Origin of the sequence: Williamsia muralis (assembly GCF_002735905.1) — a bacterium.
Taxonomy (GTDB): domain Bacteria; phylum Actinomycetota; class Actinomycetes; order Mycobacteriales; family Mycobacteriaceae; genus Williamsia; species Williamsia muralis_A.
Genome location: NZ_PEBD01000004.1, coordinates 1,261,145 through 1,275,950, shown reverse-complemented (window position 1 = coordinate 1,275,950; position 14,806 = coordinate 1,261,145). Strand labels below are relative to the sequence as shown.

The 14,806-nt window shown below is 65.1% G+C and carries 15 protein-coding genes and 1 pseudogene; 11 read left to right on the top strand and 5 right to left on the bottom strand.

The window, feature by feature from the left end:
* The first annotated feature begins 6 nt into the window (after window positions 1-6).
* The 4 genes from CSW57_RS06655 to CSW57_RS06640 are packed head-to-tail and all read left to right on the top strand — an operon-like array spanning window position 7 to window position 3,477.
* On the top strand, window positions 7-1,650 hold the full coding sequence (locus tag CSW57_RS06655) for a phospho-sugar mutase (protein WP_099381916.1): 1,644 nt from the start codon (window positions 7-9) through the stop codon (window positions 1,648-1,650).
* Window positions 1,651-1,659: 9 nt separating this feature from the next.
* Entirely contained in the window at window positions 1,660-2,253 is a 594-nt protein-coding gene (locus CSW57_RS06650) for a hypothetical protein (RefSeq protein ID WP_099381915.1), read from the top strand.
* 4 nt (window positions 2,254-2,257) lie between these two features.
* The gene (locus CSW57_RS06645; RefSeq protein ID WP_223249070.1) at window positions 2,258-3,055 is read left to right on the top strand and encodes an ABC transporter ATP-binding protein; all 798 of its coding nucleotides are present in this window, start codon (window positions 2,258-2,260) and stop codon (window positions 3,053-3,055) included.
* A 20-nt stretch (window positions 3,056-3,075) separates the two neighbouring features.
* A complete protein-coding gene (locus CSW57_RS06640) occupies window positions 3,076-3,477 on the top strand; it encodes a VOC family protein (RefSeq protein WP_223249069.1) in 402 nt (133 codons plus the stop codon).
* A 52-nt stretch (window positions 3,478-3,529) separates the two neighbouring features.
* Here the strand turns inward: CSW57_RS06640 and upp are convergent, their stop codons facing one another.
* Entirely contained in the window at window positions 3,530-4,153 is a 624-nt protein-coding gene (upp, locus tag CSW57_RS06635) for a uracil phosphoribosyltransferase (protein ID WP_099382118.1), read from the bottom strand.
* Window positions 4,154-4,204: 51 nt separating this feature from the next.
* Between upp and CSW57_RS06630 the strand changes: the two genes are divergently transcribed.
* From CSW57_RS06630 to CSW57_RS06620, 3 genes are all read left to right on the top strand, one after another.
* On the top strand, window positions 4,205-4,507 hold the full coding sequence (locus CSW57_RS06630; RefSeq protein WP_189339140.1) for a type VII secretion target: 303 nt from the start codon (window positions 4,205-4,207) through the stop codon (window positions 4,505-4,507).
* Window positions 4,507-5,574 carry a C40 family peptidase gene (locus CSW57_RS06625; RefSeq protein WP_099381912.1) on the top strand — a complete coding sequence of 356 codons (1,068 nt, stop codon included), beginning with the start codon at window positions 4,507-4,509 and terminating at the stop codon, window positions 5,572-5,574. Before CSW57_RS06630 ends, CSW57_RS06625 begins: the two co-directional genes overlap by 1 nt.
* Before the next feature lie 92 nt (window positions 5,575-5,666).
* Window positions 5,667-6,944: a primosomal protein gene (locus CSW57_RS06620; protein ID WP_099381911.1), complete on the top strand. Its 1,278-nt coding sequence runs from the start codon at window positions 5,667-5,669 to the stop codon at window positions 6,942-6,944.
* A 115-nt stretch (window positions 6,945-7,059) separates the two neighbouring features.
* Here the strand turns inward: CSW57_RS06620 and CSW57_RS06615 are convergent, their stop codons facing one another.
* The 3 genes and pseudogenes from CSW57_RS06615 to CSW57_RS06605 form a co-directional block, all read right to left on the bottom strand.
* Window positions 7,060-8,175, bottom strand: a complete 1,116-nt coding sequence (locus tag CSW57_RS06615) for an adenosine deaminase (RefSeq protein WP_099381910.1) — start codon at window positions 8,173-8,175, stop codon at window positions 7,060-7,062.
* Window positions 8,172-9,482, bottom strand: a complete 1,311-nt coding sequence (locus tag CSW57_RS06610) for a thymidine phosphorylase (protein WP_099381909.1) — start codon at window positions 9,480-9,482, stop codon at window positions 8,172-8,174. The genes CSW57_RS06615 and CSW57_RS06610 overlap by 4 nt, the downstream gene beginning before the upstream one ends.
* A gap of 61 nt (window positions 9,483-9,543) precedes the next feature.
* Window positions 9,544-9,945, bottom strand: a pseudogene (locus tag CSW57_RS06605) (cytidine deaminase); the annotation flags it as partial.
* Window positions 9,946-10,168: 223 nt separating this feature from the next.
* Here CSW57_RS06605 and sdhC point away from each other — a divergent pair.
* The 4 genes from sdhC (at window position 10,169) to CSW57_RS06585 (ending at window position 13,675) form a co-directional block, all read left to right on the top strand.
* The gene (sdhC, locus tag CSW57_RS06600) at window positions 10,169-10,573 is read left to right on the top strand and encodes a succinate dehydrogenase, cytochrome b556 subunit (RefSeq protein ID WP_038254497.1); all 405 of its coding nucleotides are present in this window, start codon (window positions 10,169-10,171) and stop codon (window positions 10,571-10,573) included.
* Window positions 10,574-10,585: 12 nt separating this feature from the next.
* Window positions 10,586-11,041, top strand: a complete 456-nt coding sequence (locus CSW57_RS06595; protein WP_099381907.1) for a succinate dehydrogenase hydrophobic membrane anchor subunit — start codon at window positions 10,586-10,588, stop codon at window positions 11,039-11,041.
* Window positions 11,042-11,129: 88 nt separating this feature from the next.
* A complete protein-coding gene (sdhA, locus tag CSW57_RS06590; protein ID WP_099381906.1) occupies window positions 11,130-12,884 on the top strand; it encodes a succinate dehydrogenase flavoprotein subunit in 1,755 nt (584 codons plus the stop codon).
* On the top strand, window positions 12,884-13,675 hold the full coding sequence (locus CSW57_RS06585) for a succinate dehydrogenase iron-sulfur subunit (RefSeq protein WP_099381905.1): 792 nt from the start codon (window positions 12,884-12,886) through the stop codon (window positions 13,673-13,675). Before sdhA ends, CSW57_RS06585 begins: the two co-directional genes overlap by 1 nt.
* A gap of 71 nt (window positions 13,676-13,746) precedes the next feature.
* Here the strand turns inward: CSW57_RS06585 and CSW57_RS06580 are convergent, their stop codons facing one another.
* Window positions 13,747-14,664, bottom strand: coding sequence for an HpcH/HpaI aldolase/citrate lyase family protein (locus tag CSW57_RS06580; RefSeq protein WP_099381904.1), 918 nt, complete (start codon window positions 14,662-14,664; stop codon window positions 13,747-13,749).
* Between the last annotated feature and the right edge of the window lie 142 nt (window positions 14,665-14,806).

Genomic DNA, 14,806 nt, shown 5'->3' with positions numbered 1-14,806 from the left:
CGTAGGATGAGCCACCTCGACAGGGTCCAGGCCTGGATCGACGCGGACCCGGACCCGGCCACCCGCCGCGAACTGCAGACCCTCGACTCCGATTCGATTGCCGAGCGCTTCTCGGACACATTGCATTTCGGCACCGCAGGACTGCGCGGTCCGGTTCGCGCTGGGCCGATGGGGATGAATGTCGCAGTGGTCACGAAGGCGACAGCAGGCGTTGGGCAATGGCTCATCGACCATGGCCATCACGGCGCGGCAGTTGTGGTCGGCCGCGACGCCCGGCACGGCTCTGAGCAGTTCTTCCACGCGACGACCGAAGTGCTTGCCGCGCAGGGTTTTGATGTCGTTTCGCTCCCCGATCCCGGCCCGACACCCCTGGTCGCCTTCGCGGTTCGCGATCTCGGCGCGGCTGCAGGGATCCAGATCACCGCATCTCACAACCCACCCGCCGACAACGGGTACAAGGTGTACCTCGACGGTGGCGCCCAACTGGTCCCGCCCGCCGACGACGAGATCGAGCAGCTCATCGGCCACACCGACGACGCAAGCTCGATCGCCCGTAACCCGGTGGACTCGGACTGCCGCGCCGACGCGAACACCGAGAGGTACCTGGCACGCCTCGGGTCGCGCTTCGGCACGCGGCGCAGCGACCTCAAGGTCGCGCTGACCGCCATGCACGGCGTGGGTGGCGAACTCGCGGTCGAAGCCCTGCGTCGGGCCGGTTTCACGAACGTCGTTGTGGTGCCCGAACAACAACACCCCGATCCCGACTTCCCGACTGCAACCTTCCCCAATCCGGAAGAACCCGGAGCCGCGGATCTCCTGCTGGACCTTGCCGATGACATCGACGCCGATCTGACCATCGCTCTCGATCCGGACGCTGATCGCTGCGCGGTCGGGGCCCTGGTGGAGGGTTCGTGGCGGATGTTGACCGGCGATGAAACGGGCGCGCTCCTCGGCGCCGGCATCCTCGCTTCCCGCAACACGGTGGCCGGAACCGCGAGCAGCCCGTTGGTTGCCAGCACGATTGTCTCCGGCAGCTTGTTGAGCAAGATCGCCGCGGCCGCGGGCGCACGCCACGCGACCACCCTCACAGGCTTCAAGTGGCTGGTCCGTGCCGGCGAGGGATTGGTGTACGCCTACGAAGAAGCCATCGGCCACTGTGTGGACCCGGACGCCGTCCGGGACAAGGACGGCATCAGCGCCGCCGTGGCCCTCTGCGTACTGGCAGACGATCTCGCCCGGGCCGGCCGAACACTCGCTGGGCGCCTTGACGAGTTGTTCGAACTGCACGGCGTCCACACGACCGGTCAGTATTCGCTGCGGGTCGACGACCTCGATCGGATCGCACAGATCATGCGGTCGCTGCGTCACGATCCGCCTTCTGAACTCACGGGAGTTGTCGTTGCGATGAAGGATTTTCGCTTGAACCCGCCAGCGCAATCAACGGACGCAGTGCAATTCACCGGCACCACCGACACCGGAACGATCCGGGTGATCGCACGCCCGTCGGGTACCGAACCGAAGCTGAAGTTCTATCTGGAGGTAACCGAATCTCCCGGGCAGCCGCTCGGCGATGCGCATGTGGCTGCCCAGCGACGATTGGCGCAGCTGACGGACGAGGTGTCGGCATTGACCAACGCCGGCCACCGGTAGGGTGAGCGCGTGAGCGGCAACTTCTACCCGACTCCCCCGCCGAGATCACCGTGGGCCTCCCCTCTGGTCATCGGCGCAATCGTGGCGGGCGTCTTGGTCCTCGCGCTCGCGGTGCTCCTGGGCTTCCTCTTCATCCCCGCGGACGAAGAATCCTCGGCGTCCGGCAGCAGCACCACGGCGCCGCCCCCGACCACATCGCAGCAGGTATCCACAAAAACCGAGACGGTGACCGCCACAACGCCCCCGATCACCACACCAACGGTCTCGACGCCGCGGGCCACGCCCACGGTGCCGGGCACCGACTGGCAAGGTTTCGTCAGCGGGCCCCGCTGCAATGCGGCCGGTGATCCGGCAGTGATGATCGGCCAGACCGCGCGGTCGAATGTTGTTGTCTGCCAAGTCGGTACCCAGGTCGGCCGCTACTACTACAAGGGGCTCGCGGACGGCCAGAGCACCGAGCTGCAATTCCCCACCCGGTCGGGTGATCAATTCGTCGCGGTCAACGTCGACACCACGTACGAGATGACACCCGCAGCCCTGACCATCTCGACCAACGGTTCGGTGGTCGCTGCCGAGCCGATGATCTACTACTGGACCAACTGATCTCGTGGTCGCTCCCAGCTCTCGTGAGGTGCTTCACGCCGCACACATCGATGTGGTGCGCGGCGGGCGATTCCTCCTGCGCGACATCACCTTCACCGTTCACGCCGGAGAGCATTGGGCGCTGCTCGGACCCAATGGCGCCGGTAAGTCGACGCTACTGAACATTCTCGGAGCGTTCGGTCACCCGACCCGTGGCACGGTGGACGTGCTCGGTCGCCGCCTCGGCCGGGTGGACATGCGCGAATTGCGCACGCACATCGGGCACGTGGACCCGCGGCACCGATTGGATCTGCCGTTGTCAGCTCACGACGTGGTGCTCACCGGCCTCACCAACACACCCGAGCTCGACCGCAGGCGTACGTATACCGCCGACGAGAACAGACATGCCGACGAACTTCTCGACCTGCTGGGGATGTCGGACCGCCGAAAGTCGGTGTGGACGCTGATGAGCCAGGGCGAACGGGGCCGGACGCTGATCGCGCGAGCTCTGATGGCACGCCCCTCACTGCTGTTGCTCGACGAGCCGGCAACCGGACTCGATCTCGCCGCCCGGGAACAACTACTCGGGAGCATCGACCAACTGCGCCGCGAAGTCGTCGATCTCGCCAGCGTTCTGGTGACCCATCACCTCGAGGATCTGCCCACCAGCACCAGCCATGCCCTGCTATTGCGCGACGGCCTCACGGTGGCACGCGGCGAGGTCGACGACGCCCTGACCACCGACACCATCAGTACCTGCTTCGACCATCCTGTACAGGTGCGCCGCGACGGCGGACGATGGTCCGCACGCAGTCACCCTTAGGAGAACCGGAGGAACCAACCGTGTCCGCAGCGTTCCCGCCGATCACCGGCTTCCATCACGTGAGTCTCACCGTGAGCGATGTCGACCGGAGTATCACCTGGTATCAGGATGTGTGCGGATTCCGGTTACGGAGACGCCATTCGAGCTACAACCTGAAGAAGGCCCTCCTCGCCCACGAATGCGGGGTTCAGGTGGTACTCAACGGCCATGGGACCGACGCCATCACGGGTCACTTCTCCGAGTTCCGTTGCGGTCTGGATCACCTCGCGCTCGCGGTCCCCGACCTGCGAGCCCTCGAACGCTGGCTGGCCCATCTGGACGCCGCGGGCGTCGAGCACAGCGGGATCGCCGTCGGCTCCACCGGCCATCTCATCGCTTTCCGTGACCCCGACGGCATCGCGCTCGAGTTCTACACGGTCTGACCGAGCCGCCCGACCCCGCGTCGGCTGCCGGGTGCATCGGCTGAGGCTGCGGTCAGCGCGGCCCGAACTGGCGGTCCCCGGCGTCGCCGAGCCCGGGTGTGATGTATGCGACGTCGTTGAGCCCGTCGTCGACGGCCGCGGTGACCAGGCGCACCGGATAGCCCGATTTCTCCAGCGCCTCAACACCTTCCGGCGCGGCGACCACGCACACCGCAGTGATATCGGTTGCCTTGCGCTGAACCAGGAGCTCGATCGTGTGCAGCATCGACCCACCGGTGGCAAGCATCGGGTCGAGCACGAACACAGGCTGGCCGGTCAGATCGTCCGGCAGCGATTCGAGGTACGGAACCGGCTGATGCGTGTCTTCGTTACGGGCGATCCCGACGAACCCCACGTTCGCTTCCGGCACCATCGCGTGCGCCTGTTCCACCATCCCGAGGCCGGCACGCAGAACGGGAACCAACAGTGGCGGCGCCGCAAGACATACTCCCGTGGTGGTGGTCACCGGCGTCGTGACCGGCACCTCCGCGACCGGCGCTCCGACGAGCGCCTCGTAGATCAGCATCTGGGTGAGGTCGGCAAGGGCGCCCCGAAAGGCGGCGTTGCCGGTTCGCTCGTCGCGCAACGTGGTCAGCCTTGCGGCGGCCAATGGATGATCAACAGCTCGGATCTGCATTGCCCAACCATACGAGGGAACCGCCACGCCCGGCGATCGCGTCGAATGCCCATGAGTCAGGTCTCCGTTGATCCCGCCGCCCTCCGAACCGCCTCCCTCGGCACCCGTGCCGTCGGCGAGGACATCGCCACACATGCCTTGGCCGGCCGCGCCGACGCGTCGCTGCTCGCTCCGGTGTTCGGCATCATCGGAGCCGAGTTCGCGGCCGCGGCCGCGATGGTCACCGACCGGCACTGCCGCGAGATCGAGCAGCTGGCGGCCAGGATCCAGACACTCGGTGATGGCCTGCACGGCGCGCGGGCCGTCTACACCGACACCGACGACAACAGCGCGGCGCAGATCGTGGCGATCTGATGATCCCCATCGAGCTTCTGCTCGCGCCGCTGAACGCACTGATCACGGCGATGGGAACCGGCGTGCTGCCCGCGGGCGCTCCTGCGACGCAACTTCGTTCCACCGCAGCGGTTCTCGACGACGCGAGGGCCTCGCAGCATCGATTGAACAGCGAGCTGGCACCACAGTGGTCGGGTGCCGGTGGCTCGCAGGCTCTCGCCACGCTCGACCAGGCGGTCCGGGACACCGCGAACCATTGCGACAACAGCTCCGACATCGCCGAGGTGATCGAGTCGGCGGCCGACAAGGTGCGCCTGGCCTCCGTCGAACTCCAGTCGATCCTCGATTCTTTTGTCACCATCGCCTCGGCCATGGGACCGTCACTCTTCACCCCCGCCGGTGTGGCTGCGGTCATTCCGGTCGCGATGACGCATATTCAACGCGGCATCGCCGTGCTCGAAAAGACCCGAGCCGCATTGGCCGACGACACCCAACGCCTGATGGCCATCGGCCGTACCCCTGCGGGCTCAGCGACGGTCGACACCCAATTGGCGCGAGTCGGCGACGAACTCGGAAATCTCACCGACGCAGCGTTTGGGCCGGTGCAGGCTGCTGCCCCAGTCACATCTCAAGACGCGGCCACAGGAGCGCAGACACTGCCGGCCGGATTGTCGGCAACCAACCCCGGTGGCACCGGCGTCGCCATCACCCTGCCCGACGGGTCGGTCGCCTACGCACCGAACGAACGAGCCGCAACAGCGGTACGGGCAGCACTGAGCCAGCAGGGCGTGCCCTATGTCTGGGGCGGCACCACGCCCGGGCAGGGTCTGGACTGCAGCGGTCTGACCCAATGGGCCTACCGGGAGGCCGGAGTCGAATTGCCCAGGCTTGCCCAGGAACAGGACACAGCCGGCGTCGCGATCGCACAATCCGATCTCCAGCCGGGTGATCTCGCCGTGTGGTCGGGACACGTCGCCATGTATGTGGGCAACGGTCAGCTGGTTGAAGCCGGTGACCCGGTCAGCGTGTCCCCGCTGCGTACGACCAACATGGGTCAGACCTTCGAAGGGTTCTACCGACCGCGATGACTCGAGCGACACCACCGGCGATCCGGCACCGTCACGATCCGGCCATGCCCGATGTAGCCGACGTTCAGGATCGGTGACTAGGCTCTGTGGCCATGGCCGGAGACATCGTCCCAATCGAACTCGGAATCACCGAGGGCAACGCGTTCACCCTGTGGGCCCCACGCTGGCGTGAGGGTGACGATGAGTGGGAGGCATTCCTCGGTCTCGACGAGGATCTGTACGGCTTTGCGTCCGTGGCAGAACTGGTGGCCTTCATCCGTTCGGGCGACGACAACGATCTGGTCGAACACCCCGCGTGGAACACCGTTGTCGGACTCAAGGCGGACGAACTCGAACCGGCCGAGGACAAATCCTTTGACCTGATCGCCGTTCCCGAGCTTGCCTCTGAAGACCCCACACCCGAGGTCATCGCAAAACTCGAGGACGTACTCGAGATCGTCCGAATCATCGGCGAGGTCTGCGAACTGACCCCGATCACCAAGTTCTTCAACGGCAACCCCATCCTCGGTGCCGTCACCACCGGCACCCGTAACTTCCAGGGCCGTGACGGTGAAGAACTGTGGGGGCGCATCGGAACACTCATCGACAAGCGCTGGGACGACGTGGTCGATGCCATCGACGAGGTGATCACGAGCCCCGAGGTCGACGCTGACCTGGTGTCGGTGGCCGAGGCTGAGATCCTCGCCGCCGCCAGCGCCGAGGACGAAGACGAGCCCGACGACGACATCGAATTGATCGACGGCGAATCGGACGACACCGATTCCGATGATGACGACGACGAAGACCTCGACGACGAAGACGAAGATGACGACGAGGACGATTTCTGGGCGTCGGTCGGCATCGACCCCATCCAGATCATCACCTCCGACGGCGAGTTCTTCACGCTGCGTTGTTATCTCGACGACGACCCGGTCTTCTTGGGAGCACGCGGCAAGATTTTCGCCTTCCCCTCGCACCGGGCCCTGGAACGGTTCCTCGCCGACGACAACGAACACGACCTTTCCGTGGTCAGCACCTTCGAAGAGATCCAGGTCGCCGCAACCGACGGGTCGCTGGAGATCGAGGTGTACGAGGACAACGTGTACGTGCTGCCCGGCCTCACCGAGGACATCGCGGACGGTCCCCGCCGCATCGACCGCCGCCAGCTGGAGTTGGCGGTCGAGCTGTTCACCGACGCAGCCGATTTCGCCGACGACGATTCCGTTGCGGAAGCGCTCGGTTCCACGACGCCGCTGGGCTGGTTCGTCAACTACGCGCTCAATCCCGACCCGAAGCGCTTGGCCCCGAGCCCGCCCTTCGACAACGAGTCAGAGGCGTGGCGGGCGCTGGAGCACGAGTTCGAGACCCGGCTCGACAAGAAACGCGGTTAGTCGGCCGCAGGGTTGGCCCGATCGACGGCGATAGCGGCCCGGTCGACGGCAGTAACGGCCCGCTCGACGGCAATAACGGCCCGGTCGACGGTGATAACGGCCCGGTCGACGGCGTTCAGCCGATGAGGACCGCGTACCCCGGCTTGATGACGTCGTCGATGATGGCAAGTCGTTCATCGAAGTGGATGAACGCCGACTTCATCGCGTTCACCGTGAACCGTTCGAGGTCGGCCCAGCCGTAGTCGAACTGGTCGACGAGCACCTTGCACTCCCGGCTCATGGTGGTGTCACTCATCAGCCGGTTGTCGGTGTTCACCGTCACCCGGAACCGCAATCGGGCCAACACGTTGAACGGATGAGTTACCAGACTCTCGACGGCACCGGTCTGGACGTTGCTGCTCGGACACAGTTCCAGCGGAATCCGCTTGTCGCGCACGTAGTTCGCCACATCGCCCAGTTGGGCGTCGGGGAATGCGCCTGCCGCGAGATCGGTGCCGGGCGGCAGGACGATGTCCTCGATCACCCGGACCCCATGCCCGAGGCGATCGGCACCGCAGAAGCTGATCGCCTCGTGGATCGACGGCAGTCCGAACGCCTCACCGGCATGGATGGTGAAGGGTGCGTTGTTCGCCCGCATGTACTCGAACGCATCGAGATGCCTGCTCGGCGGGTAACCGGCCTCGGCGCCCGCGATGTCGAAGCCCGCGACGCCGCGGTGACGGAATCGCACTGCCAATTCGGCGATCTCCCTCGACCGAGCGGCGTGCCGCATCGCGGTCACCAGAGTGCGCACCTGGATCTTCCGGCCCCGGTCTGCCGCGTGTGCGGTGCCGTCGGCGAATCCTCGCAGCACGGCCTCGACAACCTCGTCGAGGGTCAGGCCGGCTTCCAGATGTTGTTCAGGGGCGAAGCGGACCTCCGCGTACACCACCCCGTCGTCGGCGAGGTCTTCGGCGCATTCACGGGCCACCCGTTCCAGTGCCGCGGCCGTCTGCATCACCGCAACGGTGTGTGTGAACGTCTCGAGGTACCGCACCAAGGATCCGCTGTCGGCGGCTTCGCGGAACCACGAGGCCAGGCCGGGGACGTCCTCGGCGGGCAGATCGTCGTAACCCACATCCCGTGCCAACTCCAGCACGGTTCCCGGGCGCAGTCCGCCGTCGAGATGGTCGTGCAGGAGCACCTTCGGCGCGAGGGAGATCGTCGGCAAGTCCAGCGGCGCGGGTGTCATGTGTCGACGGTAACCCGATCGATCACCCGCGACCGGGCTTGCGGCGCTGTCGAACCGATCACGGCGGCCTCGGCCAGTGCCGCCGACCCGGCAGCAAAACGTTGCGGCGTTCCGGTGTACATGGTGAACAGCGGGTCGCCCACGGCCACCCGGTCGCCGGCGCTCACATGGAGCTTCACACCGGCCTCCGCCTGGACTGCTTCGCCCTGCCGTTCCCGGCCCGCACCCAGTCGCCACGCGGCCACGCCGACAGCCATGGCATCGATCGTTTCGACCACCCCGGCGGTCTGCGCGCGGATGACCTCGGACTCGGTGGCCACGGGCAGCGGCGCGCGCGGGTCGCCACCCTGGGCCCGGATCATCGCGTCCCAGACGTCCATCGCCTTGCCGTTCGAAAGGTTGTCCGCCGGATCCACCCCGGTGATCCCTGCGGCGTCGAGCATGGCGGCCGCCAATGCCACCGTGAGTTCGACGACGTCGGGCGGTCCGCCACCGGCGAGAACGTCAAGGGATTCTGCGACCTCCAGCGCGTTCCCTGCCGTCAGCCCCAAAGGCTCTGACATCGAGGTCAGCAGAGCCGAGGTGCGCACACCTGCTTGGTCACCCAGCTCCACCATGGTCTCGGCCAGCTCGCGTGCATCGGCCTCGGACTTCATGAAGGCACCGGAGCCGACCTTGACGTCCAGCACCAGCGCGCCGGTTCCCTCCGCGATCTTCTTGCTCATGATCGAACTCGCGATCAGCGGAATCGATTCGACTGTCCCCGTGACGTCGCGCAGCGCATAGAGCTTCTTGTCGGCCGGGGCCAGAGTTGAACCCGCGGCGCAGATCACGGCGCCGACGGACTCGAGCTGCGCGACGATCTCGTCGTTCGTCAGGTCCGCTCGCCAGCCGGCGATGGCCTCGAGCTTGTCCAACGTGCCACCGGTGTGCCCCAGTCCGCGCCCGGACAGTTGCGGCACCGCGACGCCGAAGGACGCGACGAGCGGCGCCAGCGGCAACGTGATCTTGTCCCCCACCCCACCTGTCGAGTGCTTGTCGACGGTCTTCAGTTTCTTGCCGTCGCGCCGGAGATGGGTGAAGTCCATCCGTTCTCCGGAGTTCATCATCGCCGCCGTCCAACGGGCGATCTCACGGCGATTCATGCCGCGCAACAGGATCGCCATCGCGAGGGCCGACATCTGCTCCGCGTGCACCGACCCGTGGGTGAACGCATCGATGACCCAGTCGATCTGCCCGTCGGTCAACGCGTGACCGTCTCGTTTGGTGGCGATCACCGTGACCGCGTCGTGGATCTCAGGCATCATCGACCTCCTTGTTCTCGTCAGCCCCATCGACCACTCCGCCATCAACCGCTCCGCCATCGACCACTCGGCCGGCCTCGAGATCGGCGGGCCCGAACGAGTCCGGCAGCAGAACGCCCAACGGCTTGGGACCATCGCGGTGATCGATCAGCATCGTCGCCCCGCCGTGCTCGAGCAACACTTGGCGACAGCGCCCACAGGGCATCAGGATCTGCCCCCGGCTGTCGGTGCAACTGAGCGCCACGAGGCGCCCACCACCGGAAACGTGGAGGTTTCCGGCCAGCGTGCACTCGGCGCAGAGCCCTAAACCATATGAGACATTTTCCACATTGCAACCGGTAACAATTCGCCCGTCGTCGACTAGGGCGGCAGCGCCCACGGGGTACCGCGAGTAGGGGACGTAGGCACCCTTCATCACCTCTATTGCTCTGTCCCGCAATAGATTCCAATCGATATTGGCCGACATTTCGCAGCCTTTCGCTCGCGGCGGACAGCACGGACGCATCCGCGCCTGACATGTGAAGAATGGTAAGGCAACCCTAATTCGAGATGCCTTGGGGCTCTTGTCGACTCGGGGAGGATTCCACCCTCGTTCAGCTTAGGTTTAAGGTTTGTTTTGTGGGTCCACGATCGAGCTGCCGGAACCGCGCTCGACGCGTCCATCAACGATGTTGGAGGCCAATTTCTCGATGAGCATTCCTACAGAGACCGCGCCCGCCCCGGTGCGCAAACGTTCCCTGTATCGGGGTGACCCAGGCATGTGGTCCTGGGTACTGCACCGGATCACCGGTGTCTCGATCTTCTTTTTCCTCTTTGTACACGTGCTCGATACGGCAGTGATCCGGATCGACCCCGACAAGTACTCCGAGATCATCGAGACGTACAAGAACCCGATTGTCGGCCTGATGGAAATCGGCCTAGTGGCGTGTGTGCTCTACCACGCTCTCAACGGCGTTCGCATCATCCTGATCGACTTCTGGTCGAAGGGCCCCAAATACCAGCGTCAGATGCTGTGGATCATTCTGGGCCTGTTCGTCATCCTGTTCGGCGCGGCGACGGTCCGGTTGCTGCAGCTCATCGTGGAACACATCTAGGGAGGCCGGACGATGACCACATCACAAACCCCCCGGATGGCCAAGACGTATGGCACCGACCACGACCGGCCGGCCAGTCTGGACAACCCGCGCTCACCGCGCCGCCCCAAGGGCGGCAACTTCGAGAAGAACGCATGGCTCTTCATGCGCTTCTCCGGCCTCGCGCTGATCATCCTGACCATCGGCCACATGTTCATCATGTTGGCCTGGGACGACGGTGTTCACCGGATCGACGCCTCGTTCGTCGCGGCGCGCTGGAAAGAACCGTTCTGGCAGGTCTGGGACATCTCGATGCTGTGGCTGGCCCAGCTACACGGCGGCAACGGTGTCCGTACGGTGATCGCGGACTACTCGCGAAAAGACTCGACACGTTTCTGGCTGAACGTCCTGCTGGCGCTGTCGATGATCCTGGTGCTGCTCACGGGCACGTACGCCCTGCTCACCTTCGACATCACGAGCGTGGGCTGACCCGATCCGCCTTCCGGCCACGACCCGCATGCCTCCGGCGAGCACCCACCGGCCGCATCCGGTGACACTGATGAGAGAGAAGCCATAGATGCAGGAACACCGTTACGACGTGGTGATCGTCGGCGCCGGCGGCGCCGGGATGCGCGCGGCCATCGAGGCCGGTCCGCGCACCCGAACAGCTGTGCTGACCAAGCTCTACCCCACCCGTAGCCACACCGGCGCTGCGCAGGGCGGCATGTGCGCCGCTCTGGCCAACGTCGAAGAGGACAACTGGGAGTGGCACACCTTCGACACCGTCAAGGGCGGCGACTACCTCGCCGACCAGGACGCGGTCGAGATCATGGCCAAGGAGGCGATCGACGCCGTCCTCGATCTGGAGAAGATGGGCCTGCCGTTCAACAGGACCCCCGAGGGCAAGATCGACCAGCGTCGATTCGGCGGGCACACCCGCGACCACGGCAAGAGCCCCGTCCGTCGCGCCTGCTACGCGGCCGACCGCACGGGCCACATGATCTTGCAGACGCTCTACCAGAACTGCGTCAAGCACGATGTCGAGTTCTTCAACGAGTTCTACGCGCTCGACATCTGCCTCACCGAGAACGACAAGGGCGAGAAGGTTGCCACCGGTGTGGTCGCCTACGAACTGGCCACCGGTGAGATCCACGTCTTCCACGCCAAGTCGATCGTCTTCGCGACCGGCGGTTCGGGACGCATGTACAAGACCACGTCCAACGCGCACACCCTCACCGGTGACGGTATGGGCATCGTCTTCCGCAAGGGTCTGCCGCTGGAGGACATGGAGTTCCACCAGTTCCACCCGACAGGTCTTGCCGGTCTGGGCATCCTGATCTCCGAAGCCGTACGCGGTGAGGGCGGCATCCTCCGCAACGTGGACGGTGAGCGGTTCATGGAGCGCTACGCCCCCACCATCAAGGACCTCGCTCCCCGCGACATCGTCGCCCGCTCCATGGTTCTGGAGGTTCTCGAGGGCCGCGGCGCCGGACCGAACAAGGACTACGTCTACATCGACGTGACCCACCTCGGCGAGGAAGTCCTCAACGAGAAACTGCCCGACATCACCGAGTTCGCTCGCACGTATCTCGGCGTCGATCCGGTCACCGAGTACGTCCCCGTGTTCCCCACCTGCCATTACGTCATGGGTGGTATCCCCACCAAGATCAACGGCGAGGTACTGGCGAACAACGACGAGGTCGTGCACGGGCTGTACGCCGCCGGTGAATGTGCATGCGTCTCGGTCCACGGTGCGAACCGCCTCGGCACCAACTCGCTCCTCGACATCAACGTCTTCGGCCGTCGCGCCGGAATCGCAGCGGCCGAGTACGCGCTCAACACGGACTTTTACGAGATGCCCGAGGAGCCGACCAAGATGGTCGACGGCTGGCTCGAGACCATTCTCTCCGAGCACGGACACGAGCGTGTCGCCGACATCCGTACCGAGCTGCAGGCCTCGATGGACGCGAACGCCTCGGTGTTCCGTACCGAAGAGACCCTCAAACAAGCACTCACCGACATCCACGGATTCAAGGAGCGCTACAACCACATTCGTGTTCACGACAAGGGCAAGCGCTTCAACAGCGACCTGCTCGAGGCCATCGAACTCGGCTTCCTCCTGGAGATGGCCGAGGTCACCGTGGTCGGAGCGCTGAACCGGAAGGAATCGCGCGGCGGCCACGCCCGCGAGGACTACCCCGATCGCGACGACACCAACTACATGCGGCACACGATGGCATACAAGAAGGGCGACACCCTTCTCTCCGACATCGAGTTGGACTACAAGCCAGTGGTCCAGACCCGTTACGAGCCGATGGAGCGGAAGTACTGATGACCATAACCACCGATGTCGCCGCCGGCGAAGCTCCCGACGGCCCCGCACTCCCCCCGGTCCCCGACGAGGCGACCATGGTCACCCTGAAGATCCGCCGGTTCAACCCGGAAGATCCGGACGCACAGGGTTTCGAGAGCTTCCGGGTTCCGGCGTTGCAGACCGACCGCCTGCTGAACCTGCTGCACTACGTCAAGGGCTACCTCGACGGCACGCTGACGTTCCGTCGGTCGTGCGCCCACGGGGTGTGTGGTTCCGATGCCATGCGAATCAACGGTGTGAACCGGCTGGCCTGCAAGCTGCTGATGAAGGACATGCTCCCCAAGGACAAGTCCAAGGAAATCACGATCACCATCGAGCCGATCCGCGGTCTGCCCGTGGAGAAGGATCTCGTGGTGAACATGGAACCGTTCTTCGACGCCTACCGTGCCGTCAAGCCGTTCCTGATGACCAGCGGCAACGAGCCGACCCGTGAGCGCATCCAGAGTCAGACCGACCGCGCACGGTTCGACGACACCACCAAGTGCATCCTGTGTGCCTGCTGCACCACCAGTTGCCCGGTGTACTGGAGCGAGGGCAGCTACTTCGGTCCCGCAGCCATCGTCAACGCTCACCGCTTCATCTTCGACAGCCGCGACGAAGGTGCCGCAGAACGTCTGGACATCCTCAACGAGGTCGACGGCGTGTGGCGTTGCCGCACCACCTTCAACTGCACAGACGCCTGCCCCCGCGGCATCCAGGTGACCCAGGCAATCCAGGAAGTCAAGCGCGCGTTGATGTTTGCCCGCTGATCTCGGCAAGTTCCGATACACGCAGTGGCCGTCACCTCCAGGTGACGGCCATTGTGCTGTCCGGGGCCGGTTCAGTAGTGGTAGGTGTCCGACGGGGCAGGCATGTGGTCGGGGTCGTCGTATTCTTCGCTGAACTCGATGCCGTAGGCGCGCGCGAGGTCGAGGATCTTGGTGCCGCGGGCAATGCGTGGCAGGTCGGACCCGTTGCGGATCTCGCCGCCGTCACGTTCGAACTCGGCGAAGAATTCCAATGCCCAGGCGATCTCCTCGTGCGAAGGTGAGAGACCCTCGTTGACCGCTGCGCACTGGTCGGGCGTGAGGCAGATCTTTCCTGTCATCCCGAACTCGGCGCTCACGGCCGTGGCCTCGCTCAGCTTGAGTGCCGACGACCCGACCGTGGGCCCGTCGATCGCACTCGGCAGGTGGGCAGCTTTCGCGGCGATGGTGAAGCGCGATCGGGCGTACGCGAGCGTGGCGGGCTGATCGCCGAAACCGGTGTCGCGCCGGAAATCACCGATACCGAAGGCCAGTCTGAAAGTGCCCTTCGCCGAGGCGATCTCGCTGATCCGCTCCAAGCCGCGAGCGGTCTCGACCAGCGCGACGATGGGCACACCCGGCAGTCGTTTGGCTGTCTCGGTCACGTGGTCGACCGACTCGACCATGGCCAGCATCACGCCTCCGACCGTCACCTTGCCCAGCGCGTCGAGATCGTCGGCCCACCACTGCGTACCGAAGCCGTTGACACGTACCCAGTCACGATTTCCGTCCCCGAGCCAGCGGACCACGTTCTCGCGGGCGGCCACCTTGTCCCTCGGGGCGACGGCGTCCTCGATGTCGAGAACGACGATGTCGGCACGCGACTGGACAGCAGCCTGAAACCTCTCGTACTGCAGACCGTTCACCAGGAGCCAGCTGCGCGCCAGCACGGGGTCGATACGAAAACCGATGTCGTCGGGGTCGATGGCGGTGGCATTCTTCGGAGCGTTCACAACAGACAATGGTCCTCTATCGATCCACGTCGGATCAACGGGGGCAAATGGGCGTGCGCGGCGCTGTCCACCATGAAGTCCACGAGACGAGCCGATAGGCGGGTCCGTGGCGGGTTCGTCAACTAAATCAGTCGTTGTGTTA